Raw genomic sequence first — 24537 nt, forward strand, 5'->3', positions numbered from 1 at the left:
GAAGCTGCCACAAGGCGCAAAAACGTTCTGCTTCGGTGAAAAAAGACGCCAAATTGCGTTTAAGTCATCGGAACCGGCCATCATTGACAGCGGAAGGGCGATAAGACGCCATCGGTGCCGCTTTTTATCGCCGTAGAGGCCGATGTTTCCGACATAAAATCTAACATTTCCGGCCAGCAGTTTTGCGCCCCGACCCGGACTCAAGGCTAAAAAAAGCCTGCGTCAGCGTCAAAAGCTGGCAATCCGCTAAATCCGGTAACGTTGTGAGTACTTTTTCACATTACTGTTTACCGGCTGCGAAGGGGCAAAGAAGTCGCCCTGTCCGCCCGCCACGCCTAACGCCACCAGCGCCTGCCACTCCGCTTTAGTGCGAACGCCGGCAGCAAACACCTGGGTATGGGTCGATTTGCACACTTCCAGCAGGCTCTGCACAAACAGCTGATTTTCGGTGCGGCGCTCAATATTGCGCACCAGACCGGCATCAAGTTTGATCAGTTCAACCGGAAGCTGGCGAATGTAGGCGCTGCTGACCACGGTTAAACCAGCCTGATTAACCGCGACACGACAGCCAAATGCCTTAAGGGCGCGGAACACCGGCGTTAAACGGCTGATGTGTTGACAGACATCTGCCTCGGCAAGTTCAAATAAAAATCGCTTTCTTTGCCCTTTGGGGCATTGCAGCAACATATTCTGCAACCAGAGCACGAAAGATCGGTGCAGCAGCGAGTTAATAGTGACCGGTATCACCAGCGTCTCTTCCGGCCAGAGTTCAGATAAGGCGGCAATGCGGGTGACCATCTGGCGATCCCAGCTATCGGCCATGCCGAGCTGCTGCACCAGCGGCATATATTCAGCCGCCAGCACCTCTTTATCACCATCAAAGATACGGGTCAGCATCACGCGGTGCTGCACCTTGCCTTCAATATTGACCGCCGGTTTCTGATACAGGCGCGGACCGCCGCGGCTGAGGGTGTTTTCCAGCAGAGTACGCCAGCGCACGCTTCCGCGCCCGGCATCCTGAGGATTACCGGCCCCGTTGGTCCAGTTGTTGCCTCCTAACAGCGCCGCGCGTCGGGTAGCCATTTCGACATTGTCCATCACCTGCGGCACCGTCTGCCCGCTGTGCCAGGCGCTGATACCGATATGGATCAGGTCATCGCGATTCACCATCCGCATCGGCGGTAGAGAATCGACGGCATTGATCAGCTGATCGGCGATGCTGTTGGCCTCTTTCAGGCTGCGGTGCGGCAGTAACACGGCAAAATCACTGCGGAAATAGCGCGCCAGTAGTGCGCCAGGATAACGCAGCACAAAGGTGGAGAGCATGTTGACGATATTAAACAGATACTCATCGACCAGCCCTGGCTCCAGCGTTTCGCTCAGCGTCTCCAGATCCGGCAGCCGCACCATCATCACCACGCCATGGGTGCCGACATCCTCCTGATCCTCCAGCAGCGTGGCGAGCTGACTATCAAAGAACAGGCGATTATTCAGACCGGTACGGCCATCCTGAGCAGCAAAGGTGCGGATCAGCGTATCGATACGCAGACGCTGCTCCCCGGCTTCCTGTAAATCGGTGAGCAGTACATCCAGCGCGCGGCTCGCCCTGGGCGGCCATTCATCCAGATTGCGTTTTGGCCCCACCCCACGCTCACCGTCAATAATCGCTTCTGCGCGTATTTCCAGGTGCTCCATGCCGCGCCACTGGCGGCGTAGCCAGCGATGCAAAATAAACAGCAGCAGGCTCATTATCAGCACTACCGTCGACACCGTGCCCATTGCATAGGTGCCAATAATTGAGCGCAGCCAGGTCCGGGCGGGATCGAGGGTGACAACCCGTACATTTACACCCGGCTGATGGATTAACGGCACCTCAAACTGGATGAAGCGATTGGGCTGGTGGTCGAGCATCAGGTTTTCGTGACGGGAAAGAGAGAAAAAGATGTGGTCGCCGCTGTAAAGTTGAATCTGCTCGGCATTAATGATCGGCATTAATCGGGTAATCCAGCCGTGCAACTGGTCGGGCGACTGGACAAGCAGCGCCTGATCGACCTCGGTTGCCAGCACCTGCGCGCGCTGTTCTCCCCGCTGTTGGCTGAACCAGAAAACGCTAAAAGCACAGCCCACCAGCATTAATATCATTGCCAGTATGCTAAGAAAGGTAATAAACGCAGATAGTTTTGTGGTTAATCGCATCCCTGTGCCTGTGTTACTGCGGTGATAACCGGATCACCCAACCTTGTACCGTCAGCCTGACGAAAACGCGAGCAAAATAGCATAATTTGCCTTTAGCGACAGTATCGTGACGACTGAAGCGGAAGTATATCGTCGGGAAAGCGAAGCTGATGTTGATCCCGGCGCTTTTCGGCGCATTCTCATCGACGCTGGCAACCAGGAAATTTCACATTTTAACGGCGAAACTGGCGGCGATCGGTAATAGTCATCATGCTGGTCAATAAGACCACGGCTGGAGAGTGCACCATGAAGCGCAATGATTATCTGACGGAAGCCGACGTAACGCCGGAAAGCATCTTTAATATGAAGCGCCGCCAGGTGCTGAAAACGCTGGGACTGAGCGCAGCGGCGATCGGTCTGCCCGGCGTGGCCAATGCGGACATTCTCAGCTGGTTTAAGGGCAACGATCGCCCGCCCGCCCCTGCTGGTCGGGCGCTGGACTTTAGCAAGCCGCCACAATATCAGGCCGACCTGACCTTAACGCCGGCCGGGAAGGTTTCTGGCTATAACAACTTTTATGAGTTTGGCCTGGATAAGGCCGATCCTGCAGCCAATGCCGGCACGCTGAAAACCGATGCCTGGAAACTGACGATTGATGGCGAAGTGGCGAAACCGATCACTCTGGACATGGATGATATCTTCAAACGCTTTGCCATGGAGCAGCGTATCTACCGCATGCGCTGTGTCGAAGCCTGGTCGATGGTGGTGCCGTGGGTCGGTTTTGAGCTGAATAAGCTGATTTCTCTGGCTGAACCCACCAGCAAAGCGCGTTTCGTCGCCTTTCAGACGCTGTATGACCCTGAACAAATGCCGGGCCAGAAAGATCGTTTTATCGGCGGCGGGCTGAATTATCCCTATGTTGAAGGGCTACGACTGGATGAAGCGATGCACCCTCTGACGCTGCTGAGCACCGGCGTCTATGGCAAGGCGCTTCCGCCGCAGAACGGCGCGCCGATTCGCCTGACGGTGCCGTGGAAGTATGGTTTTAAAGGGATTAAATCGATCGTCAAAATCACCCTGACCGCTAATCAGCCGCCGACGACCTGGAACCAGATTGCGGCGGATGAATATGGCTTCTATGCCAACGTCAATCCGCACGTCAATCATCCGCGCTGGTCGCAGGCCACCGAGCGCTTTATTGGCCCCGGTGGCAGCCTGAAAGTTGAGCGTCAACCTACCCTGCTGTTTAACGGCTACGCCGATCAGGTCGCTTCACTCTATCGCGGACTCGACCTGCGGGAGAATTACTGAGTGGTACGCCTGTCGTTAAAACAGATCACCTGGCTCAAGGTGATCCTGCATCTGGCGGCTTTGTTGCCGCTGGTTTATCTGATTCTTGCCGCCATGCAGGGTGGATTAAGCGCAGACCCGGCGAAGGATATTCAACATTTTACCGGGCGCATGGCGCTGAAACTGCTGCTGGGCACGCTGCTGGTATCGCCTCTGGCGCGCTATGGCAAACAGCCGCTGTTGATCCGCACCCGCCGTCTGCTGGGCGTCTGGACCTTTGTCTGGGCCTCTCTCCATCTGCTGAGCTACTATCTGCTGGAATTGGGCGCCGATAACCTGCGACTGCTCGGCAGCGAGTTAATTTCTCGTCCCTATCTGACACTCGGTATTATCAGCTGGCTGATACTGCTGGCCCTGACGCTGACCTCATTTCAGCGGGCGCAGCGCAGGCTCGGCAAACGCTGGCAAACGCTGCATAACGCCATCTATCTGGTAGCGATCCTGGTGCCGATTCACTACATCTGGTCGGTCAAAACCGTGTCGCCCCAGCCACTTATCTATGCCGGACTGGCCGCCTTATTGTTAGCGTGGCGTTACAAAAAGTTTCTTAAATGGTGGCCCCGCTAGTCCTTCTGTGGTTGTTTTCCTCCCCGACTATCTGCTAAAAGATGTGGCCTTCGGGTCACATCCGATCATCTTCGCAGATAAGACCAGTATTTTGCTGCGAAATGACACGAAACGGATATAATGCCCGGCTTTATTGCAAAGCGGGTCTTGTTTTTCATCGTGAAAGGTGACAAATGGAGATTGGCAAGGTATTTTACGCGATGCCTCAATGATTGCGGGAGATGGCAGCAAGATGGCGCATAAATTACATATTCTGCTTTTAAACGGTCCCAACCTGAATCTGTTGGGCAGCCGTGAACCTGACAAGTATGGTCACACCACGCTGCAGCAGATTGTGGACGATCTTGCTCGTCAGGCAGACCAACTGAATGTGGAGTTAAGCCACTTGCAATCCAACGCTGAATTTCAGCTGATTGATCGCATTCATGAGGCCAAAGGCAATGTGGATTACATCATTATCAATCCTGCCGCGTTTACCCATACCAGCGTCGCGCTGCGTGATGCCCTGTTAGCGGTGTCGATTCCGTTTATTGAGGTTCATCTCTCAAATGTGCATGCACGCGAGCCCTTTCGCCATCACTCCTATCTCTCTGATGTATCAGCTGGCGTCATCTGTGGGCTTGGCGCTGACGGCTACACATGGGCTTTACAAACGGCAGTAAAACGCCTGTCTCAAACTAATTAATCACACTGAGTACGGAACCCCACTCATGGATATTCGTAAAATTAAAAAACTGATCGAACTGGTTGAAGAATCTGGCATCTCCGAGCTGGAAATCTCCGAGGGCGAAGAGTCCGTTCGTATCAGCCGTGCACCTGCAAATGTTGGCTATCCGATGATGCAGCAGGCTTATGCTGCGCCAGTACAGCAGCCTGCCCTGGCGACCGCCGTAGCACCTGTTGCTACCATCGCGGAAGCGGCGCCAGCTGAAATCAGCGGCCACATCGTGCGTTCGCCAATGGTCGGGACGTTCTATCGCACCCCGAGCCCGGACGCGAAAGCCTTCGTCGAAGTGGGTCAGAAAGTTAACGCTGGCGATACCCTGTGCATCGTCGAAGCTATGAAGATGATGAACCAGATCGAAGCCGACAAATCTGGTGTGGTGAAAGCCATTCTGGTCGAGAGCGGTCAGCCGGTCGAGTTTGACGAGCCACTGGTTGTCATCGAATAACGGGGCGGACCATGCTGGATAAAATTGTTATTGCTAACCGCGGTGAGATCGCGCTGCGCATTCTGCGTGCCTGTAAAGAACTGGGCATCAAGACTGTGGCGGTACACTCAAGCGCGGACCGTGACCTGAAGCACGTGCTGCTGGCGGACGAAACCGTCTGCATCGGCCCGGCGCAGTCAGTCAAAAGTTACCTCAACATCCCGGCGCTGATCTCCGCAGCAGAAATCACCGGCGCGGTGGCGATTCACCCCGGCTACGGCTTCCTGTCTGAGAATGCTGATTTTGCCGAGCAGGTTGAGCGCTCAGGCTTTATCTTTATTGGCCCGAAAGCCGATACCATTCGCCTGATGGGCGATAAAGTGTCCGCGATTAACGCCATGAAGAAAGCCGGTGTACCAACCGTCCCCGGTTCTGACGGATCGCTGACCGATGACATGGAAAAGAACCGTGCGTTCGCGAAGCGCATTGGTTACCCGGTGATCATCAAAGCCTCTGGCGGCGGCGGCGGTCGTGGTATGCGCGTAGTGCGCAGCGACAAAGATCTGGAACAATCCATCAACATGACGAAAGCGGAAGCCAAAGCGGCTTTCAACAACGACATGGTTTATATGGAGAAGTATCTGGAGAATCCTCGTCATATCGAGATTCAGGTACTGGCCGACGGTCAGGGCAACGCCATCTATCTGGGCGAACGCGACTGCTCAATGCAGCGTCGTCACCAGAAAGTCGTGGAAGAAGCGCCAGCGCCAGGCATCACGCCAGAACTGCGTAGCTTCATCGGCGATCGCTGTGCCAAAGCCTGTATTGAGATTGGCTACCGCGGTGCAGGTACTTTCGAGTTCCTGTATGAAAACGGCGAGTTCTACTTCATTGAGATGAACACCCGTATTCAGGTAGAGCATCCGGTGACCGAGATGATTACCGGCGTTGACCTGATCAAAGAGCAGCTGCGTATTGCTGCCGGTCAGCCGCTGTCGATCAAACAGGAAGAGGTGATCATTCGCGGCCATGCGGTTGAATGCCGTATCAATGCTGAAGATCCGGTTTCTTTCCTGCCGAGCCCGGGCAAAATCACCCGTTTCCACGCGCCAGGCGGTTTCGGCGTGCGCTGGGAGTCGCATATTTACTCCGGTTACAGCGTGCCGCCTTACTACGATTCCATGATCGGCAAGCTGATCACCTACGGCGAAACCCGTGAGGTGGCGATTGCCCGCATGAAGAATGCGCTGGCGGAACTGATCATCGACGGTATCAAGACCAATATTGAACTGCAGATGAAGATCATGTCCGACGAAAACTTCCAGCATGGTGGAACCAATATCCACTATCTGGAGAAAAAACTCGGCTTGCACGAGAAGTAATCGCAACGCTGAGTTAGTCTGAGGCCGGTTAATCCGGCCTTTTTCTTTTGCCGCTAGCGTTAAGGTTGAAACATGGATGCTCGTTTTATACAGGCGCATAAAGAGGCCCGCTGGTCACTCTATCTGACCCTGCTCTGGCTGGCCGTTTGGGGGCTTGCCGCCTGGCTGGGCGGGAGTGAAACGGGGATCACCGGCTTGCCGCGCTGGTTCGAACTTTCCTGCGTGTTTGCTCCGCTGCTGTTCATTTTTTTATGCTGGCTGATGGTCCGCGTGATTTTCCGCGACATGTCGCTGGAGGATAAAAATGAATTTTGAAATTATCCTTCCGTTATTAATTTATCTGGTGCTGATTGCCGCGCTGTCAGTCTTCGCGGTCCGTAAACAGCGTCAGGGCAACTTTCTGACCGAATACTTTCTTGGCAGCCGCTCTATGGGCGGGTTCGTTCTGGCCATGACCCTGACCACCACCTATATCAGCGCCAGCTCGTTTATTGGCGGGCCCGGTGCCGCCTATAAATATGGTCTGGGATGGGTCTTGCTGGCAATGGTGCAGGTGCCTGCCGTCTGGCTGTCCCTCGGCGTGCTGGGCAAGAAATTCGCTATTCTGGCGCGTAAGCACAATGCGGTGACGCTGAATGACATGCTCTATGCGCGTTATCAAAGTCCGCTGCTGATCTGGCTGGCCAGCCTGAGCCTGCTGGTAGCATTTATCGGGGCCATGACGGTGCAGTTTATCGGCGGCGCACGGTTGCTGGAAACCGCGGCGGGCATCCCGTATGACACCGGCTTACTGATTTTCGGCGGCACCATTGCGCTTTATACCGCCTTTGGCGGCTTCCGTGCCAGCGTGCTGAATGACGCGATGCAGGGCGTGGTGATGCTGATCGGCACGTTCCTGCTGCTGTTCGCCGTGATCCATCAGGCTGGCGGACTGGGTACTGCCGTGCAGAAGCTGCACGCTATCGATCCGCAATTACTGACGCCACAGGGACCGGGCGAGATCATTACCCCGACCTTTCTGAGTTCGTTTATCGTGCTGGTCTGCTTCGGCGTGATCGGCCTGCCCCATACCGCCGTGCGCTGCATCTCCTATAAAGACAGCAAGGCGGTACATCGGGCGATCATGCTGGGCACCATCGTGGTGGTGATCCTGATGCTGGGTATGCATCTGGCGGGTGCGCTGGGGCGGGCCATACTGCCCGATCTGACGGTTCCGGATCGGGTGATCCCGACGTTAATGATCACCGTCCTTCCGCCGCTGGCGGCCGGGCTGTTTCTGGCGGCACCGATGGCGGCGATTATGTCGACCATTAATGCCCAGCTGTTGCAGGCATCCGCTACGCTGATTAAAGATCTCTATCTGCGCGTGGCACCGCAGCAGATGGAAAATGAGCCGCGGCTGCGACTGTTATCTGGCGCCATTACCTTTGCGCTCGGCATCCTGCTGCTGATTGCCGCCTGGAATCCGCCCGATATGATTATCTGGCTCAACCTGCTGGCGTTTGGCGGTCTGGAAGCGGTATTTCTTTGGCCGCTGGTGTTGGGACTTTACTGGGAACGCGCCAACGCAGCAGGAGCCATTACCGGCATGGTCACCGGCGGCGGTTGCTACGCGTTTCTGGCGAGCCTTAACCTGCAAATCATGGGATTCCACCCGATTGTGCCTTCCCTGCTTTTAAGCCTGCTGGCATTTTTAGTCGGCAACCTGTTTGGACGCGCGCCGCAAACTGCCGACGCGCCGCAACATTGAATGTAAGAGAGACGTTATGCCGTGGATTCAAATCAAGATAAACAGCTCGGGTGAACACGCTGAAACGCTGAGCGATGTGCTGATGGAGACCGGTGCTGTTTCGGTCACTTTTCAGGATACGCATGACAACCCGGTCTATGAGCCGTTGCCGGGCGAAACTCGCCTGTGGGGCGATACTGACGTTATCGGCCTGTTCGATGCCGAAAGTGATATGGCGGCGATCGTCGCTGAACTGGCGCAACATCCACTGTTAGGTGCTGATTTCCGTCATAAGATCGAACAGATCGAGGATAAAGACTGGGAACGCGAGTGGATGGAAAACTTTCACCCAATGCGTTTTGGCGAGCGGCTGTGGATCTGTCCAAGCTGGCGCGATGTACCGGACCCCGAGGCGGTGAATGTGATGCTCGATCCGGGCCTGGCGTTCGGCACCGGCACGCATCCGACCACCTCGCTGTGCCTGACCTGGCTGGATGGGCTGGATCTGACCGGTAAAACGGTGATCGACTTTGGCTGTGGCTCAGGGATCCTGGCGATCGCTGCGCTCAAGCTCGGCGCGGCGCAGGCGATTGGTATCGATATCGATCCACAGGCGATCCAGGCCAGCCGCGATAACGCTGAGCGCAATGGCGTTTCCGATCGTCTGTCGCTCTACCTGCCCCACCAGCAGCCGGAAAATCTGCAGGCGGATGTGGTGGTCGCCAATATCCTGGCGGGCCCGTTACGTGAGCTGGCACCGCTGATTAGCGTACTGCCGAAGCCCGGCGGCCATCTGGGACTCTCTGGCGTACTGGAGAGCCAGGCGGAAGGCGTCTGCGAAGCCTATGCAGCGCAGTTCGCGCTCGACCCGGTGGCGGTCAAAGAAGAATGGTGCCGGATTACCGGTGTGAAGAACTGAATCTGCGAAGCGCGCTTGTTGCCTGAATGCCCTCCAGGCCAACGCTGAAAGGGCTTAACAGCATATTCAGCCAGCCCGTAGCGTAAGTTACGGGCTTTCTGCATTATCAATGGTTGCTTGTATCGTTAATCACGGCATGTGACGTTTATTATCTGGCTAAGAGATCTGCTTTTTCGGAAAAACGTTTGCTCACAATTTCAGCATAAATGCCTAATATCATGATATTTAAGTATAATTTTAACGTCGAGTGGTAATCACCCGGATTTCATTGATCTTTCTTGCCAATTGTTCAAAGTTTGGCCTTTCATCTTCCGGAAAAAATGCGTAATATACGCCGCCTTGCAGACACAGTATGGCCATTCTGACTTCATGCGTATTGGAAACCTCCAGCTGAGAAATCGACTGATTGCAGCACCGATGGCCGGGATTACCGACAGGCCATTCAGGACGCTGTGTCATGAAATGGGTGCAGGCATGGCGGTCTCTGAGATGTTGTCTTCGAACCCGGAAGTCTGGGCCAGCGACAAATCTCGTTTACGTATGGTGCACAGTGATGAGCCAGGCATTCGCGCCGTGCAAATCGCCGGTTGCGATCCCAGCGAAATGGCGCAAGCTGCACGGATTAATGTTGAGGCCGGTGCACAGGTTATCGACATTAATATGGGCTGCCCTGCCAAGAAGGTTAACCGCAAAATGGCGGGTTCAGCCTTGCTGCAATATCCCGCCGTGGTGGAGTCAATCCTCTCCGCAGTGGTCAATGCAGTGGATGTGCCGGTAACACTGAAAATTCGTACTGGCTGGGATCCTGAAAACAGGAACTGTGTCGCGATTGCCCAATTGGCTGAACGCTGTGGTATTCAGGCTCTGACGATACATGGCCGCACTCGTGCCTGCCTGTTCAACGGGGAAGCTGAATATGACAGCATTCGGACAGTTAAGCAGAGTGTTTCTATTCCGATTATCGCGAATGGAGACATAACTGACCCGCATAAAGCCAGAGCGGTGCTCGACTATACAGGGGCCGATGCTCTGATGATAGGACGCGCTGCTCAGGGAAGACCGTGGATCTTCCGGGAAATCCAGCATTATCTGGACACTGGGGAGCTGCTTGCCCCGCTGCCAATGGCAGAGGTCAAGCGCTTGCTTGTTTCGCATATACGTGAGCTGCACGACTTTTACGGTTCAGGCAAGGGATACCGTATAGCGCGAAAGCACGTCTCCTGGTATCTGCAGGAGCACGCCCCGAATGACCAGTTTCGGCGCACATTCAACGCCATTGAGGATGCCAGCGAACAGCTGGAGGCGTTGGAGGCATACTTCGAAAATCTTGCGTAACGAAATAAAGAGCTGAAAGAACTATGTTCGAACAACGCGTAAATTCTGACGTACTGACCGTTTCTACCGTTAACTCACAGGATCAGGTAACTCAAAAACCTTTGCGTGATTCGGTTAAACAGGCACTGAAGAACTATTTTGCTCAACTGAACGGTCAGGATGTTAGTGACCTGTATGAGCTGGTTTTGGCTGAAGTCGAGCAGCCTCTGTTGGACATGGTGATGCAGTATACCCGTGGCAACCAGACCCGTGCTGCCCTGATGATGGGTATCAACCGCGGTACGCTGCGTAAGAAATTGAAAAAATACGGCATGAACTGATTCTGGTTCTGTCTGTTAATTACGCCAGTCTTTGGGCTGGCGTTTTTATTTGTGCGCTGTTCCACAAAGCGTCGGCAAAACCCGTGAAACAGTTACCGTCAATATGGTAACTATAGTTGCAATCGCTGAGGTGATATTTCACTGCCTCGCTTTCTTACCCTGTTCTTCTGCCCCCTCCTTCCCACCGCGTCTGCCTGCCAGCCGTTCCCGGTCAGCACTGGCTTCTGTGATCCTGTACACCTTAAAAAGCAAAGCATCTTCCACATACATTTCCGTCTGAGCGATGGCTCACATTGCTTCCATATAGTGAAACTAATTGCACTAAATGTGATCGGGTCGACTCGCATTGCTTCCTTTTGGTGCGCGATATTAGCGGAACTTTCAAATCACTTCTGATTATTAACCGTACCTTCATGAGAATTCAGGATTCTGCAAACCTGGCATCAGCTTTGCAGAGTCGTGAATGGCTGACCGCCACAGACAGTAAAAACGCACATTAAAGTGCGCAAACATAACAACATGATTCCTCCACACAGGATGCTTTATGAAAAAGATGATGCTCTCTACGCTGGTTGCTGCGGCCTCGCTGTTGGCCGTTGCTCAGCAGGCACACGCCGGCACGACTCTGGATGCAATTAAGAAGAAAGGCTTTGTTCAATGCGGGATCAGTGACGGCTTACCCGGCTTCTCTTATGCAGATGCCAGCGGCAAGTTTACCGGTATCGATGTTGACGTCTGCCGGGCAGCGGCTGCAGCGGTGTTTGGCGACGCAACCAAAGTGAAATATACCCCGCTGACTGCCAAAGAGCGTTTCACTGCGCTGCAATCAGGCGAAGTCGACATCCTGTCGCGCAATACCACCTGGACCTCATCACGTGATGGCGGCATGGGCTTCCTGTTTGCGGGCGTCAATTATTACGACGGCATTGGCTTCCTGACTCACCAGAAAGCCGGGCTAAAAAGCGCTAAAGAGCTGGACGGGGCCACGGTTTGTATTCAGGCGGGTACTGATACCGAACTGAACGTGGCTGACTTCTTCAAAGCCAATAAGATGCAGTACACGCCGGTGACCTTTGACCGCTCCGATGAGTCCGCCAAGGCGCTGGACAGCGGTCGCTGCGATACGCTGGCCTCTGACCAGTCTCAGCTCTATGCGTTGCGCATCAAGCTGGGCAAACCTGACGAATTTATCGTGCTGCCGGAAGTTATCTCAAAAGAGCCGCTGGGTCCGGTGGTCCGTCGCGGTGATGACGATTGGTTCACCATCGTTAAATGGTCGCTCTACGCCATGCTGAATGCTGAAGAGATGGGCGTTTCATCGAAAAACGTTGATCAGATGACTGCCAAACCGACCACGCCAGATATGGCGCACCTGCTGGGTGCCGAGGGTGATTTTGGCAAGGATCTGAAGCTGGACAATAAATGGGCCTACAACATCATTAAGCAAGTGGGCAACTATCAGGAAAGCTTTGATCGTAACGTCGGTAAAGATAGCGCTCTGAAGATCGCGCGTGGTCAGAATGCGTTGTGGAACCAGGGCGGCATTCAGTACGCACCGCCAGTACGTTAATTCTCCCTCGCCAATCGGGCACCGTATTCTGCGGTGCCCTACCCCAGCTTTCGTTACTGAGGTTTCAACATGTCACAACGCCCAACCGTGAAAAGGGATTTTTCATTCGGTAATCCCACGGTTCGCGCCTGGCTTTATCAGTTAATAGCGATAGTCGCGGTGCTTGGTGTGGTGGGTTATCTGGTTCATAACACCATTATCAACCTGGCTAACCGCGGTATCACCTCCGGGTTTGGATTTCTTGAGCGCACTGCCGGTTTTGGTATCGTTCAGCATTTGATTGATTACACTGAGGGAGATACCTACGCCCGGGTGTTTATGGTCGGATTAACCAACACCCTGCTGGTCTCCGCGCTCTGTATCGTTTTTGCTTCTGTTCTCGGTTTCGCTATTGGTCTGGCGCGCCTTTCCGACAACTGGCTGCTGCGGAAGCTCTCCAATATCTATATCGAAACCTTCCGTAATATCCCGCCGCTGCTGCAGATCTTCTTCTGGTACTTTGCCGTGTTACGCAATTTGCCAGGCCCGCGTCAGGCACTGAATGCGTTTGACCTGGCGTATGTCAGCAACCGTGGTTTATACGTTCCGTGGCCAACCTATGCGCCAGGCAGCTGGCCGTTTGTGATCGCACTGCTGCTGGCGATAGCCGCCAGCTATGGGCTGTACCGCTTCAACCGCAAGCATCAGTTGAAAACCGGTCAGCTACGTCGTTCGTGGCCGGCGGCTATCGCGATGCTGATTCTGTTCCCGCTGATTGCGCACCTTGGTTTCGGCGCAGCGATCCACTGGGATGTGCCACAGCTACGCGGTTTTAACTTCCGTGGAGGCTCGGTGATGATCCCTGAGCTGGCGGCGCTGACCCTCGCCTTGTCGATCTACACCTCATCGTTTATTGCTGAGGTGATTCGCTCAGGGATCCAGTCCGTGCCGTACGGGCAGCATGAGGCGGCACGTTCGCTGGGTCTGCCTAATCCAGTGACCCTGCGACAGGTGATTATTCCGCAGGCGATGCGTGTGATTATTCCTCCGCTGACCAGCCAGTATCTGAACATTGTGAAAAACTCCTCACTGGCTGCCGCCATCGGCTATCCCGATATGGTGTCGCTGTTTGCCGGATCGGTACTCAATCAGACCGGACAGGCGATTGAAACCATTGCTATCACCATGGGTGTTTATCTGATTATCAGCCTGCTGATTTCACTGTTAATGAACCTATACAACCGCAAAATCGCGCTGGTTGAGCGTTAAGAGAACGGGATGACTATGTCTGTTACAACACATGAAACGCCCCCGGTCCCGACGAATCTGGCGAGTCGCGCCTGGCGTTGGGCGCGTAAGAATTTATTCTCCAGCTGGTTTAACTCCCTGCTGACGCTGTTTTGCATCTGGGTCATCTGGCACGTGATCCCGCCTGCGCTGAACTGGCTGATTTTTCAGGCTAACTGGTTCGGTACCACCCGTGCCGACTGCACCAAAGAAGGTGCCTGTTGGGTGTTTATTCACGCCCGCTTCGGTCAGTTCATGTATGGACTCTATCCGCATGAACTGCGCTGGCGAATCAACCTGGCGCTGGTGATTGGGCTGCTGTCGATCGTTCCGATGTTTATCAAAAGCCTGCCGTCTCGTGGGCGCTACATCGCACTCTGGGTGGTGGTTTATCCGGTGATTGTCTGGCTGCTGCTGTATGGCGGCTATCTGGGACTCGAGCGGGTCGAAACCCGGCAGTGGGGCGGTTTAACCCTGACACTGATTATCGCTTCGGTCGGGATTGCCGGCGCCCTGCCGCTGGGGATTTTGCTGGCACTGGGACGTCGTTCAAAGATGCCGGTGGTGCGTACGCTGTCGATTATCTTCATCGAGTTCTGGCGCGGCGTTCCCCTGATCACCGTGCTGTTTATGTCATCGGTGATGCTGCCGCTGTTTATGGCTGAAGGCACCACCATCGATAAACTGGTACGTGCGCTGGTTGGGGTGATTTTATTCCAGTCCGCCTATGTGGCTGAAGTGGTGCGTGGCGGTTTGCAGGCGTTGCCGAAAGGTCAGTATGAGGCCGCCGAGTCTCTGGCGCTGGGTTACTGGAAAACACAGATGCTGGTGATTCTGCCGCAGGCTCTCAAGATGACCATTCCGGGTCTGGTGAATACCATTATTGCGCTATTTAAAGATACCAGCCTGGTCATCATCATCGGCCTGTTTGATCTGTTCAGCAGCGTCCAGCAGGCTACCGTCGATCCGACGTGGCTGGGCATGTCGACCGAAGGCTATGTCTTTGCCGCGCTGGTCTATTGGATTTTCTGTTTTAGCATGTCGCGCTACAGCCAGTATCTGGAAAAGCGCTTTCACACCGGGCGTAAATCGCACTGAGGTTTTACATGACACACTCTATGACACACTCTTCCGACGCGTTGATGATTTCGCTTGAGAACGTGAATAAATGGTACGGACAGTTTCACGTACTGAAAGACATCAACCTGCAGGTTAAACCCCGCGAGCGCATCGTGCTGTGTGGCCCATCGGGCTCCGGTAAATCGACCACCATTCGCTGCATAAATCATCTTGAAGAGCATCAGCAGGGACGCATTGTCGTCGATGGTATTCATCTGAATGATGATGTGCGCAATATTGAGCGGGTCCGTACCGAAGTGGGAATGGTCTTCCAGCACTTTAATCTGTTTCCGCATCTGACCGTGTTACAGAACTGTACGCTGGCGCCTTCCTGGGTCAGAAAGATCCCGAAGAAAGAGGCCGATGAGCTGGCGATGCACTATCTGCAGCGGGTGCGTATTGCCGAGCATGCGCACAAGTTTCCGGGCCAGCTCTCCGGCGGCCAGCAGCAGCGTGTAGCCATCGCACGATCGCTCTGCATGAAGCCGAAAATTATGCTGTTCGATGAGCCGACGTCAGCGCTCGATCCTGAGATGGTGAAGGAAGTGCTGGATACCATGATCGGCCTGGCTGAGGATGGCATGACAATGCTGTGCGTTACTCATGAAATGGGCTTTGCCCGCACCGTTGCCGACCGGGTGATCTTTATGGATCGGGGGGAGATCGTTGAAGTAGCGCCACCACAGGAGTTCTTTGCTCATCCTAAATCAGAACGCACCCGTGCTTTTCTGTCGCAGGTGATTCACTGATGTAGCGTGTAATCTCTTATCACCCGGCCTGGTGCCGGGTTTTTTATTGCCGACAAATCAGGCTGCGGCTGTTGAATGCGGTGGTTTGCAGCGAATAAAGAGGAGGGATTCTGACGGCTGCCACAACGAAAAAAGCCCTTCGCATACGCGAAGGGCTCTCTCTTATTTGATGCCTGGCAGTTCCCTACTCTCGCATGGGGAGACCCCACACTACCATCGGCGCTACGGCGTTTCACTTCTGAGTTCGGCATGGGGTCAGGTGGGACCACCGCGCTACAGCCGCCAGGCAAATTCTTTATTTACCGAACTCATGTCTTAACTGGTGCTGATACCCAGAGTCGAACTGGGGACCTCACCCTTACCAAGGGTGCGCTCTACCAACTGAGCCATATCAGCACACTAATTTGATGCCTGGCAGTTCCCTACTCTCGCATGGGGAGACCCCACACTACCATCGGCGCTACGGCGTTTCACTTCTGAGTTCGGCATGGGGTCAGGTGGGACCACCGCGCTACAGCCGCCAGGCAAATCTTGGTGCACGGAACGAATCTTTTACGTCATGGCCGTGCTGCCATGCCGCAGAATCCTTCGTTCCCGCTAATTTTTATCCGGTAACAAGCTGAAAATCTGTCTCTCAAAAACGCCTCTGGCGTTGTAAGGTTAAGCCTCACGGGTCATTAGTACCGGTTAGCTCAACGCATCGCTGCGCTTACACACCCGGCCTATCAACGTCGTCGTCTTCAACGTCCCTTCAGGACCCTTAAAGGGTCAGGGAGAACTCATCTCGGGGCAAGTTTCGTGCTTAGATGCTTTCAGCACTTATCTTTTCCGCACTTAGCTACCGGGCAATGCCATTGGCATGACAACCCGAACACCAGTGGTGCGTTCACTCCGGTCCTCTCGTACTAGGAGCAACCCCCCTCAATTCTCCAGCGCCCACGGCAGATAGGGACCGAACTGTCTCACGACGTTCTAAACCCAGCTCGCGTACCACTTTAAACGGCGAACAGCCGTACCCTTGGGACCTACTTCAGCCCCAGGATGTGATGAGCCGACATCGAGGTGCCAAACACCGCCGTCGATATGAACTCTTGGGCGGTATCAGCCTGTTATCCCCGGAGTACCTTTTATCCGTTGAGCGATGGCCCTTCCATTCAGAACCACCGGATCACTATGACCTGCTTTCGCACCTGCTCGAGCCGTCACTCTCGCAGTCAAGCCAGCTTATGCCATTGCACTAACCTCACGATGTCCGACCGTGATTAGCTGACCTTCGTGCTCCTCCGTTACGCTTTAGGAGGAGACCGCCCCAGTCAAACTACCCACCAGACACTGTCCGCACCCCGGATCACGGGGCCACGTTAGAACATCAAACATTAAAGGGTGGTATTTCAAGGTTGGCTCCACGCAGACTGGCGTCTGCGCTTCAAAGCCTCCCACCTATCCTACACATCAAGGCTCAATGTTCAGTGTCAAGCTGTAGTAAAGGTTCACGGGGTCTTTCCGTCTTGCCGCGGGTACACTGCATCTTCACAGCGAGTTCAATTTCACTGAGTCTCGGGTGGAGACAGCCTGGCCATCATTACGCCATTCGTGCAGGTCGGAACTTACCCGACAAGGAATTTCGCTACCTTAGGACCGTTATAGTTACGGCCGCCGTTTACCGGGGCTTCGATCAAGAGCTTCTCCTTGCGGATAACCCCATCAATTAACCTTCCGGCACCGGGCAGGCGTCACACCGTATACGTCCACTTTCGTGTTTGCACAGTGCTGTGTTTTTAATAAACAGTTGCAGCCAGCTGGTATCTTCGACTGGCTTCGGCTCGGGGAGCAGGTCCCTCCACCTACGCGCCAGCGTGCCTTCTCCCGAAGTTACGGCACCATTTTGCCTAGTTCCTTCACCCGAGTTCTCTCAAGCGCCTTGGTATTCTCTACCTGACCACCTGTGTCGGTTTGGGGTACGATTTTGTGTTACCTGATGCTTAGAGGCTTTTCCTGGAAGCAGGGCATTTATCACTTCAGCACCGTAGTGCCTCGTCGTCACGCCTCAGTGTAAAGTGAACCGGATTTGCCTGGAACACACACCTACACGCTTAAACCGGGACAACCGTCGCCCGGCCGATATAGCCTTCTCCGTCCCCCCTTCGCAGTAACACCAAGTACAGGAATATTAACCTGTTTCCCATCGACTACGCCTTTCGGCCTCGCCTTAGGGGTCGACTCACCCTGCTCCGATTAACGTTGAACAGGAACCCTTGGTCTTCCGGCGAGCGGGCTTTTCACCCGCTTTATCGTTACTTATGTCAGCATTCGCACTTCTGATACCTCCAGCAGCCCTCACAGGCCACCTTCGACGGCTTACAGAACGCTCCCCTACCCAACAACATATAGTGTCGCTGCCGCAGCTTCGGTGCATGGTTTAGCCCCGTTACATCTTCCGCGCAGGCCGACTCGACCAGTGAGCTATTACGCTTTCTTTAAATGATGGCTGCTTCTAAGCCAACATCCTGGCTGTCTGTGCCTTCCCACATCGTTTCCCACTTAACCATGACTTTGGGACCTTAGCTGGCGGTCTGGGTTGTTTCCCTCTTCACGACGGACGTTAGCACCCGCCGTGTGTCTCCCGTGATAACATTCTTCGGTATTCGCAGTTTGCATCGGGTTGGTAAGCCGGGATGGCCCCCTAGCCGAAACAGTGCTCTACCCCCGAAGATGAGTTCACGAGGCGCTACCTAAATAGCTTTCGGGGAGAACCAGCTATCTCCCGGTTTGATTGGCCTTTCACCCCCAGCCACAGGTCATCCGCTAATTTTTCAACATTAGTCGGTTCGGTCCTCCAGTTAGTGTTACCCAACCTTCAACCTGCCCATGGCTAGATCACCGGGTTTCGGGTCTATACCCTGCAACTTAACGCCCAGTTAAGACTCGGTTTCCCTGCGGCTCCCCTATACGGTTAACCTTGCTACAGAATATAAGTCGCTGACCCATTATACAAAAGGTACGCAGTCACCCCATAAAGAGGCTCCCACTGCTTGTACGTACACGGTTTCAGGTTCTGTTTCACTCCCCTCGCCGGGGTTCTTTTCGCCTTTCCCTCACGGTACTGGTTCACTATCGGTCAGTCAGGAGTATTTAGCCTTGGAGGATGGTCCCCCCATATTCAGACAGGATACCACGTGTCCCGCCTTACTCATCGAGCTCACAGCCTGTGTGTTTTTGTGTACGGGAGTATCACCCTGTACCCTGCGACTTTCCAGACGCTTCCACTAACACACAAGCTGATTCAGGCTCTGGGCTGCTCCCCGTTCGCTCGCCGCTACTGGGGGAATCTCGGTTGATTTCTTTTCCTCGGGGTACTTAGATGTTTCAGTTCCCCCGGTTCGCCTTGCAGCACTATGTATTCATGCTGCAATGATGCACTGAGTGCACCGGGTTTCCCCATTCGGACATCGACGGCTGTAGCGGTTCATATCACCTTACCGTCGCTTTACGCAGATTAGCACGTCCTTCATCGCCTCTGACTGCCAGGGCATCCACCGTGTACGCTTAGTCGCTTAACCTCACAACCCACAGGCGTTTTTCAACGCTGCGTGCTGCAAGCATTTGAGAGACTCGAACGCATCGCCTTGTTATTCCCTATTACGGAGGAATAACGCGCTGCGTCGTTTCAATTTTCAGCTTGTTCCGGATTGTTAAAGAGCATAATACTTCGCAGCACACCGTTGCCGGTACGCTCTGAAGTATTTTTTCAGAAAAAACAGTAAAGCGGTATGGTGGAGCTAAGCGGGATCGAACCGCTGACCTCCTGCGTGCAAGGCAGGCGCTCTCCCAGCTGAGCTATAGCCCCATACAGTTACTGCAGAGACCACTACTACCACTCAACCGAGTAAACATCCTTGCGTTAAGGATGCAATTTCTTTTCAGGCAAGGCATGCGTAAGGGACGTTTACTCGGGTAAACGACCGCGCGCATAACGCAGCATGAGAAGAAATTTGGTAGGCCTGAGTGGACTTGAACCACCGACCTCACCCTTATCAGGGGTGCGCTCTAACCACCTGAGCTACAAGCCTGTAGAGGTTTTTTCTGCTCGTTACTTTTTATCAGACAATCTGTGTGGACACTTCGCGGGAAGGTATCTTCAGGTAAGGAGGTGATCCAACCGCAGGTTCCCCTACGGTTACCTTGTTACGACTTCACCCCAGTCATGAATCACAAAGTGGTAAGCGCCCTCCCGAAGGTTAAGCTACCTACTTCTTTTGCAACCCACTCCCATGGTGTGACGGGCGGTGTGTACAAGGCCCGGGAACGTATTCACCGTGGCATTCTGATCCACGATTACTAGCGATTCCGACTTCACGGAGTCGAGTTGCAGACTCCGATCCGGACTACGACGCACTTTGTGAGGTCCGCTTGCTCTCGCGAGGTCGCTTCTCTTTGTATGCGCCATTGTAGCACGTGTGTAGCCCTACTCGTAAGGGCCATGATGACTTGACGTCATCCCCACCTTCCTCCGGTTTATCACCGGCAGTCTCCTTTGAGTTCCCGACCGAATCGCTGGCAACAAAGGATAAGGGTTGCGCTCGTTGCGGGACTTAACCCAACATTTCACAACACGAGCTGACGACAGCCATGCAGCACCTGTCTCAGCGTTCCCGAAGGCACCAAGGCATCTCTGCCAAGTTCGCTGGATGTCAAGAGTAGGTAAGGTTCTTCGCGTTGCATCGAATTAAACCACATGCTCCACCGCTTGTGCGGGCCCCCGTCAATTCATTTGAGTTTTAACCTTGCGGCCGTACTCCCCAGGCGGTCGACTTAACGCGTTAGCTCCGGAAGCCACTCCTCAAGGGAACAACCTCCAAGTCGACATCGTTTACGGCGTGGACTACCAGGGTATCTAATCCTGTTTGCTCCCCACGCTTTCGCACCTGAGCGTCAGTCTTCGTCCAGGGGGCCGCCTTCGCCACCGGTATTCCTCCAGATCTCTACGCATTTCACCGCTACACCTGGAATTCTACCCCCCTCTACGAGACTCAAGCCTGCCAGTTTCAAATGCAGTTCCCAGGTTAAGCCCGGGGATTTCACATCTGACTTAACAGACCGCCTGCGTGCGCTTTACGCCCAGTAATTCCGATTAACGCTTGCACCCTCCGTATTACCGCGGCTGCTGGCACGGAGTTAGCCGGTGCTTCTTCTGCGGGTAACGTCAATCGACGCGGTTATTAACCGCATCGCCTTCCTCCCCGCTGAAAGTACTTTACAACCCGAAGGCCTTCTTCATACACGCGGCATGGCTGCATCAGGCTTGCGCCCATTGTGCAATATTCCCCACTGCTGCCTCCCGTAGGAGTCTGGACCGTGTCTCAGTTCCAGTGTGGCTGGTCATCCTCTCAGACCAGCTAGGGATCGTCGCCTAGGTGGGCCATTACCCCGCCTACTAGCTAATCCCATCTGGGTTCATCCGATAGTGAGAGGCCCGAAGGTCCCCCTCTTTGGTCTTGCGACGTTATGCGGTATTAGCCACCGTTTCCAGTGGTTATCCCCCTCTATCGGGCAGATCCCCAGACATTACTCACCCGTCCGCCACTCGTCACCCAAGAGCAAGCTCTCTGTGCTACCGTCCGACTTGCATGTGTTAGGCCTGCCGCCAGCGTTCAATCTGAGCCATGATCAAACTCTTCAATTTAAGTTTGATTTGCTTAAACAAGTTAAGCGGTGCTCATCTGTAAAACGTCATAATGAATTTCATTATGTGTTCACTCGTGAGACTTGATATTTTTTACGTCCGGAGACGCTGATATCAATCCTGCGAGTGCCCACACAGATTGTCTGATAAATTGTTAAAGAGCAGTGCGAACAGCGGGTTAACCGTCTGTCGCGAGGTGGCGTATATTACGCTTTCCTCCTTCAGAGTCAACTTTTTTTTCAGAAGTTTTTCTCCGGCGGCGCAGTCTCCTGTGCCTTTCAACCCGGCGGCCGGTAAGCCGTTGTTCCGTGTCGATGGAGGCGCATTATAGGGATCCCGCTTCAGAGCACAACCCTTTTTTTGGATCTTTTTTCTGAATGGTTATAAATGATCCAGATTGGTGAGATCGCCAGCGATCCGAGCCAGAATAGGCTTGTCAGCTGCCTGAAATCACATCAGGCTGCCATCAATTCAGCATAAAGGAGAACATGATGACTTCCGCCCTTCGCCCGTATAAAGATCTTTTCCCGCAAACCGGCCAGCGCGTTATGGTCGATCCAAGTAGTGTCGTCGTCGGTGACGTCATTATGGAAGATGACGTCAGTATCTGGCCACTGGTCGTGATTCGCGGCGACGTGAACCAGGTTCGCATTGGCGCCCGTAGCAATATTCAGGATGGCAGCGTACTGCATGTCACGCATACGTCGGCGTCAAACCCGCAAGGCTTTCCGCTTATTATTGGTCAGGAGGTCACGGTAGGACATAAAGCGATGCTGCACGGCTGCACTATTGGCGATCGTGTACTGATCGGCATGGGGTCAATCCTGCTGGATGGGGTAATAGTAGAAGAAGAGGTGATGATTGGTGCCGGAAGCCTGGTGCCGCCGGGTAAACGACTGGAGAGCGGCTACCTATACCTCGGCAGTCCGGTCAGGCAGGTCCGTCCGCTTAACGAGCAGGAAAAAGAAGGGTTACGCTACTCGGCCAGCAACTATGTCAGCTGGAAAAATGATTACCCTGGTGCAGATAACCAGACCCAGCCCTGATTATCGACCTCGTCCTGACGGATAGCCGCTTCGGCTTCCTCTTCCAGATCCCAGCGATGGTGCTGAAACAGCATCATCGCTTCTCCCTCACCAAAGCGGGATTTTAATGGCCCGATGCCGATGGCACAGGTCAGCCGCATGCCGTTTACCAGCACCGGAAAACAGATGGCCTGACGTGCTGCGTCATAGTGCTCATCATCGGGAAACTGGATTGCCTGATTCATGACCGCATGGCCTGCTTCAGCTGCGCAATCACCGGGGTAATTTCTGGCATCACGCCGTGCCATAGATGAAAGGCATGTGCTGCCTGGCCCACCAGCATCCCCAATCCATCCGCCAGATAGCGTGCGCCCTGCGCCTGGCACCACTGCAGGAAAGGCGTCAGCCCGCGTTGGTAGAACATGTCATAACAGCGCAAATCAGCATGAATAAGTGTCACAGGCAGAGGCGGCGTTTTGCCGTCTACGCCGCTTGATGTTGCATTGATCACCAGATCAAAGGATTTGTCTGCCAGCTGCTCAAAGCCACAAGCATAAATTGCGCCGTTTTGCCGGAACAGGTCTGCCAGCTCTTCGGCCCGGGTAAAGGTACGGTTGACGATCGTAATTGTGGCCCCGGCTGACAGCAGCGGCAGGATCACACCGCGAGCTGCGCCGCCTGCCCCCACCAGCAACACTTTATCACCGGGTTTGATCATCGCCAGCCGCTGAAGATCACTCAACAGGCCAATGCCATCGGTGTTATCACCAAAGATCTGACCATCGCTGAGTTTCTTCACGGTATTTACCGCACCCGAACGGGCAGCACGCTCGCTGAGCTGATCGGCAAGCTCCCACGCCTGCTGTTTGAAAGGAAGAGTGACATTCGCACCTTGCCCTCCCTGTTCAAAAAATGCGGTCAGCGCCTGCGGAAATCCCTCTACCGGCGCGCAGATCCGACCATAACGATGCTCTATCCCGGTCTGTTCTGCAAAAGCCTGATGAATTAACGGCGACTTGCTGTGGTTGATGGGATTACCGAAAACGGCGAATTGGTCCATGAGTTAGCCTTGACGTATAAGTTCGCCGCTGATGACATCGCGGATTTCTGAGGGGTTCTGCCGTCCACCCGTTTTGCCCGATAAGACTGGGAACTCATCGCCAAACTGACGCTTCACCTCTTCGACCGTGCGGCATGGAGGCTGGCCCGAAAGATTGGCACTGGTTGAAACCAGCGGTTTACCAAACGAGCGGCAAAGCGCCTGCACATCGGGATGATCGCTGACGCGAATAGCCAGCGAATCGAACTGTCCGGTTAACCAGCGTGGCGTCTGCGGTGGAACTGGCACCACAAAGGTCACCGGGCCCGGCCAACTGGCGAACATCCGTTCACGCTGAATCACCGAAAGTTCGCGATCGGAAATATAGGGTTCGAGCTGCGAATAATCCGCAGCAATAAGGATCAGCCCCTTTTCGACCGGACGCTGTTTCAGCGCCAGCAATGCCATAACGGCAGACTCGCTGTCAGGATCGCAACCCAGCCCAAACACCGCTTCAGTCGGATAGGCAATAACCGCCTGACGGTTCAGTTGATTCACACAATGCTCAAGTGAGCCGGCGAGATGATGATTATCCATAATGTCTTAGTTCTCTTCAGCGATGGCTTTGCCACAACTCTTACTGGCACAAAAGCGTTTAACGCCCTGCGCCGTCTTCTTTTCTACTAATAGTGGAAACTGGCAATAGGGACAGGTGCCAGCCACGGGCGTCAGGTTCACCGCAAACTGACAAGCCGGATAACGATCGCAGGAATGAAACGTTTTGCCGTAGCGTGAACGTCGCTGCACTAATTTACCTTGCTGACATTGCGGACACGCCAGCGTAGTTTCATCCGGTTTGTCGATGGTTTCGGTATAGCCGCATTCCGGATAGTGGCTGCAGCCGATAAACATGCCAAAGCGCCCCTGACGTAATACTTTATCCGCGCCGCAGTCCGGGCAGGCGTGTCCTTCCAGCACTTTGACCACGTGTCCGTCCGCCTGGCTTTTCAGGGGCCGAATATAGTCACATGCAGGATAGTTTGCGCAGCCCAAAAACGGGCCGTGTTTGCCGGAGCGTATAACCAGTTCTGCCCCGCAAGCGGGGCAGGGATCCTGTTTACGCACGGTGAAGAGTGCAGCTTTACTCATAACGATAAA

20 protein-coding genes, 3 tRNA genes and 4 rRNA genes are annotated in these 24537 nt (G+C 54.3%); 15 read left to right on the forward strand and 12 right to left on the reverse strand.

Going from position 1 to position 24537, the window contains the following annotated elements:
* Positions 1-246: 246 nt before the first annotated feature.
* A complete protein-coding gene (csrD, locus tag AC6I8D_RS17700; RefSeq protein ID WP_312053360.1) occupies positions 247-2196 on the reverse strand; it encodes an RNase E specificity factor CsrD in 1950 nt (649 codons plus the stop codon).
* A 285-nt stretch (positions 2197-2481) separates the two neighbouring features.
* Between csrD and msrP the strand changes: the two genes are divergently transcribed.
* The 14 genes from msrP (at position 2482) to AC6I8D_RS17770 (ending at position 15632) form a co-directional block, all read left to right on the forward strand.
* Positions 2482-3486, forward strand: a complete 1005-nt coding sequence (gene msrP, locus AC6I8D_RS17705; protein ID WP_312760719.1) for a protein-methionine-sulfoxide reductase catalytic subunit MsrP — start codon at positions 2482-2484, stop codon at positions 3484-3486.
* A complete protein-coding gene (msrQ, locus tag AC6I8D_RS17710) occupies positions 3487-4092 on the forward strand; it encodes a protein-methionine-sulfoxide reductase heme-binding subunit MsrQ (protein WP_312053363.1) in 606 nt (201 codons plus the stop codon).
* A 232-nt stretch (positions 4093-4324) separates the two neighbouring features.
* On the forward strand, positions 4325-4777 hold the full coding sequence (aroQ, locus tag AC6I8D_RS17715; protein ID WP_312057530.1) for a type II 3-dehydroquinate dehydratase: 453 nt from the start codon (positions 4325-4327) through the stop codon (positions 4775-4777).
* Positions 4778-4802: 25 nt separating this feature from the next.
* Entirely contained in the window at positions 4803-5264 is a 462-nt protein-coding gene (gene accB / locus AC6I8D_RS17720; protein WP_312057528.1) for an acetyl-CoA carboxylase biotin carboxyl carrier protein, read from the forward strand.
* Positions 5265-5275: 11 nt separating this feature from the next.
* Positions 5276-6625, forward strand: a complete 1350-nt coding sequence (gene accC, locus AC6I8D_RS17725; protein WP_312057526.1) for an acetyl-CoA carboxylase biotin carboxylase subunit — start codon at positions 5276-5278, stop codon at positions 6623-6625.
* 72 nt (positions 6626-6697) lie between these two features.
* On the forward strand, positions 6698-6940 hold the full coding sequence (locus AC6I8D_RS17730) for a YhdT family protein (protein ID WP_312057524.1): 243 nt from the start codon (positions 6698-6700) through the stop codon (positions 6938-6940).
* A complete protein-coding gene (panF, locus tag AC6I8D_RS17735) occupies positions 6930-8375 on the forward strand; it encodes a sodium/pantothenate symporter (protein ID WP_312057522.1) in 1446 nt (481 codons plus the stop codon). The genes AC6I8D_RS17730 and panF overlap by 11 nt, the downstream gene beginning before the upstream one ends.
* Positions 8376-8391: 16 nt before the next feature.
* Positions 8392-9273 carry a 50S ribosomal protein L11 methyltransferase gene (gene prmA, locus AC6I8D_RS17740; RefSeq protein ID WP_312057520.1) on the forward strand — a complete coding sequence of 294 codons (882 nt, stop codon included), beginning with the start codon at positions 8392-8394 and terminating at the stop codon, positions 9271-9273.
* 369 nt (positions 9274-9642) lie between these two features.
* On the forward strand, positions 9643-10608 hold the full coding sequence (gene dusB / locus AC6I8D_RS17745) for a tRNA dihydrouridine synthase DusB (protein ID WP_031375133.1): 966 nt from the start codon (positions 9643-9645) through the stop codon (positions 10606-10608).
* Between the two features lie 23 nt (positions 10609-10631).
* Positions 10632-10928, forward strand: a complete 297-nt coding sequence (gene fis / locus AC6I8D_RS17750) for a DNA-binding transcriptional regulator Fis (protein WP_003855228.1) — start codon at positions 10632-10634, stop codon at positions 10926-10928.
* A 544-nt stretch (positions 10929-11472) separates the two neighbouring features.
* Positions 11473-12498 carry an amino acid ABC transporter substrate-binding protein gene (locus AC6I8D_RS17755; protein WP_312057518.1) on the forward strand — a complete coding sequence of 342 codons (1026 nt, stop codon included), beginning with the start codon at positions 11473-11475 and terminating at the stop codon, positions 12496-12498.
* A gap of 69 nt (positions 12499-12567) precedes the next feature.
* Positions 12568-13746 (forward strand): amino acid ABC transporter permease, encoded by a 1179-nt coding sequence (locus AC6I8D_RS17760; protein ID WP_497820543.1) that lies wholly within the window; start codon positions 12568-12570, stop codon positions 13744-13746.
* 15 nt (positions 13747-13761) lie between these two features.
* A complete protein-coding gene (locus AC6I8D_RS17765) occupies positions 13762-14862 on the forward strand; it encodes an amino acid ABC transporter permease (protein ID WP_312057516.1) in 1101 nt (366 codons plus the stop codon).
* Positions 14863-14870: 8 nt separating this feature from the next.
* The gene (locus AC6I8D_RS17770) at positions 14871-15632 is read left to right on the forward strand and encodes an amino acid ABC transporter ATP-binding protein (RefSeq protein WP_031375137.1); all 762 of its coding nucleotides are present in this window, start codon (positions 14871-14873) and stop codon (positions 15630-15632) included.
* A 171-nt stretch (positions 15633-15803) separates the two neighbouring features.
* On the opposite strand, the gene rrf (AC6I8D_RS17775) is transcribed toward AC6I8D_RS17770, so the two are convergent.
* The 7 genes from rrf (AC6I8D_RS17775) to AC6I8D_RS17805 form a co-directional block, all read right to left on the reverse strand.
* Positions 15804-15919: ribosomal RNA gene (gene rrf, locus AC6I8D_RS17775) — 5S ribosomal RNA — on the reverse strand.
* A 33-nt stretch (positions 15920-15952) separates the two neighbouring features.
* Positions 15953-16028: transfer RNA gene (locus AC6I8D_RS17780), tRNA-Thr, on the reverse strand.
* A 13-nt stretch (positions 16029-16041) separates the two neighbouring features.
* Positions 16042-16157 (reverse strand): 5S ribosomal RNA (gene rrf / locus AC6I8D_RS17785).
* 131 nt (positions 16158-16288) lie between these two features.
* Positions 16289-19192: ribosomal RNA gene (locus tag AC6I8D_RS17790) — 23S ribosomal RNA — on the reverse strand.
* Between the two features lie 211 nt (positions 19193-19403).
* Positions 19404-19479 (reverse strand) — tRNA-Ala (locus AC6I8D_RS17795).
* A 146-nt stretch (positions 19480-19625) separates the two neighbouring features.
* Positions 19626-19702, reverse strand: a tRNA-Ile gene (locus tag AC6I8D_RS17800).
* A gap of 73 nt (positions 19703-19775) precedes the next feature.
* A 16S ribosomal RNA gene (locus tag AC6I8D_RS17805) occupies positions 19776-21315 on the reverse strand.
* Together the 16S, 23S and 5S rRNA genes with 3 tRNA genes alongside form the textbook arrangement of a ribosomal RNA operon.
* A 491-nt stretch (positions 21316-21806) precedes the next feature.
* On the opposite strand from AC6I8D_RS17805, the gene AC6I8D_RS17810 reads away from it, so the two are divergent.
* Positions 21807-22361 (forward strand): gamma carbonic anhydrase family protein, encoded by a 555-nt coding sequence (locus AC6I8D_RS17810; RefSeq protein WP_497820696.1) that lies wholly within the window; start codon positions 21807-21809, stop codon positions 22359-22361.
* On the opposite strand, the gene AC6I8D_RS17815 is transcribed toward AC6I8D_RS17810, so the two are convergent.
* The 4 genes from AC6I8D_RS17815 to AC6I8D_RS17830 are packed head-to-tail and all read right to left on the reverse strand — an operon-like array spanning position 22328 to position 24528.
* Positions 22328-22585 carry a DUF1488 family protein gene (locus AC6I8D_RS17815; protein ID WP_312057154.1) on the reverse strand — a complete coding sequence of 86 codons (258 nt, stop codon included), beginning with the start codon at positions 22583-22585 and terminating at the stop codon, positions 22328-22330. The two genes, AC6I8D_RS17810 and AC6I8D_RS17815, sit on opposite strands and share 34 nt — an antisense overlap.
* Positions 22582-23400: a shikimate dehydrogenase gene (gene aroE, locus AC6I8D_RS17820; protein WP_312057155.1), complete on the reverse strand. Its 819-nt coding sequence runs from the start codon at positions 23398-23400 to the stop codon at positions 22582-22584. Before aroE ends, AC6I8D_RS17815 begins: the two co-directional genes overlap by 4 nt.
* A 3-nt stretch (positions 23401-23403) precedes the next feature.
* Positions 23404-23976 carry an L-threonylcarbamoyladenylate synthase type 1 TsaC gene (gene tsaC / locus AC6I8D_RS17825; protein ID WP_312057156.1) on the reverse strand — a complete coding sequence of 191 codons (573 nt, stop codon included), beginning with the start codon at positions 23974-23976 and terminating at the stop codon, positions 23404-23406.
* A 6-nt stretch (positions 23977-23982) separates the two neighbouring features.
* Positions 23983-24528, reverse strand: a complete 546-nt coding sequence (locus AC6I8D_RS17830; protein ID WP_312057158.1) for a DNA topoisomerase family protein — start codon at positions 24526-24528, stop codon at positions 23983-23985.
* Positions 24529-24537: the final 9 nt, after the last annotated feature.

The organism is Pantoea sp. X-Soil-MYKO-1785 (assembly GCF_059730675.1).

Bases quoted from the DNA above. Each gene is read 5' to 3' on its own strand.
- csrD (WP_312053360.1), bottom strand. From the start codon at position 2,196: ATGCGATTAACCACAAAACTATCTGCGTTTATTACCTTTCTTAGCATA.
- msrP (WP_312760719.1), top strand. From the start codon at position 2,482: ATGAAGCGCAATGATTATCTGACGGAAGCCGACGTAACGCCGGAAAGC.
- aroQ (WP_312057530.1), top strand. From the start codon at position 4,325: ATGGCGCATAAATTACATATTCTGCTTTTAAACGGTCCCAACCTGAAT.
- accB (WP_312057528.1), top strand. From the start codon at position 4,803: ATGGATATTCGTAAAATTAAAAAACTGATCGAACTGGTTGAAGAATCT.
- accC (WP_312057526.1), top strand. From the start codon at position 5,276: ATGCTGGATAAAATTGTTATTGCTAACCGCGGTGAGATCGCGCTGCGC.
- AC6I8D_RS17730 (WP_312057524.1), top strand. From the start codon at position 6,698: ATGGATGCTCGTTTTATACAGGCGCATAAAGAGGCCCGCTGGTCACTC.
- panF (WP_312057522.1), top strand. From the start codon at position 6,930: ATGAATTTTGAAATTATCCTTCCGTTATTAATTTATCTGGTGCTGATT.
- prmA (WP_312057520.1), top strand. From the start codon at position 8,392: ATGCCGTGGATTCAAATCAAGATAAACAGCTCGGGTGAACACGCTGAA.
- dusB (WP_031375133.1), top strand. From the start codon at position 9,643: ATGCGTATTGGAAACCTCCAGCTGAGAAATCGACTGATTGCAGCACCG.
- fis (WP_003855228.1), top strand. From the start codon at position 10,632: ATGTTCGAACAACGCGTAAATTCTGACGTACTGACCGTTTCTACCGTT.
- AC6I8D_RS17755 (WP_312057518.1), top strand. From the start codon at position 11,473: ATGAAAAAGATGATGCTCTCTACGCTGGTTGCTGCGGCCTCGCTGTTG.
- AC6I8D_RS17760 (WP_497820543.1), top strand. From the start codon at position 12,568: ATGTCACAACGCCCAACCGTGAAAAGGGATTTTTCATTCGGTAATCCC.
- AC6I8D_RS17765 (WP_312057516.1), top strand. From the start codon at position 13,762: ATGTCTGTTACAACACATGAAACGCCCCCGGTCCCGACGAATCTGGCG.
- AC6I8D_RS17770 (WP_031375137.1), top strand. From the start codon at position 14,871: ATGACACACTCTATGACACACTCTTCCGACGCGTTGATGATTTCGCTT.
- AC6I8D_RS17810 (WP_497820696.1), top strand. From the start codon at position 21,807: ATGACTTCCGCCCTTCGCCCGTATAAAGATCTTTTCCCGCAAACCGGC.
- AC6I8D_RS17815 (WP_312057154.1), bottom strand. From the start codon at position 22,585: ATGAATCAGGCAATCCAGTTTCCCGATGATGAGCACTATGACGCAGCA.
- aroE (WP_312057155.1), bottom strand. From the start codon at position 23,400: ATGGACCAATTCGCCGTTTTCGGTAATCCCATCAACCACAGCAAGTCG.
- tsaC (WP_312057156.1), bottom strand. From the start codon at position 23,976: ATGGATAATCATCATCTCGCCGGCTCACTTGAGCATTGTGTGAATCAA.
- AC6I8D_RS17830 (WP_312057158.1), bottom strand. From the start codon at position 24,528: ATGAGTAAAGCTGCACTCTTCACCGTGCGTAAACAGGATCCCTGCCCC.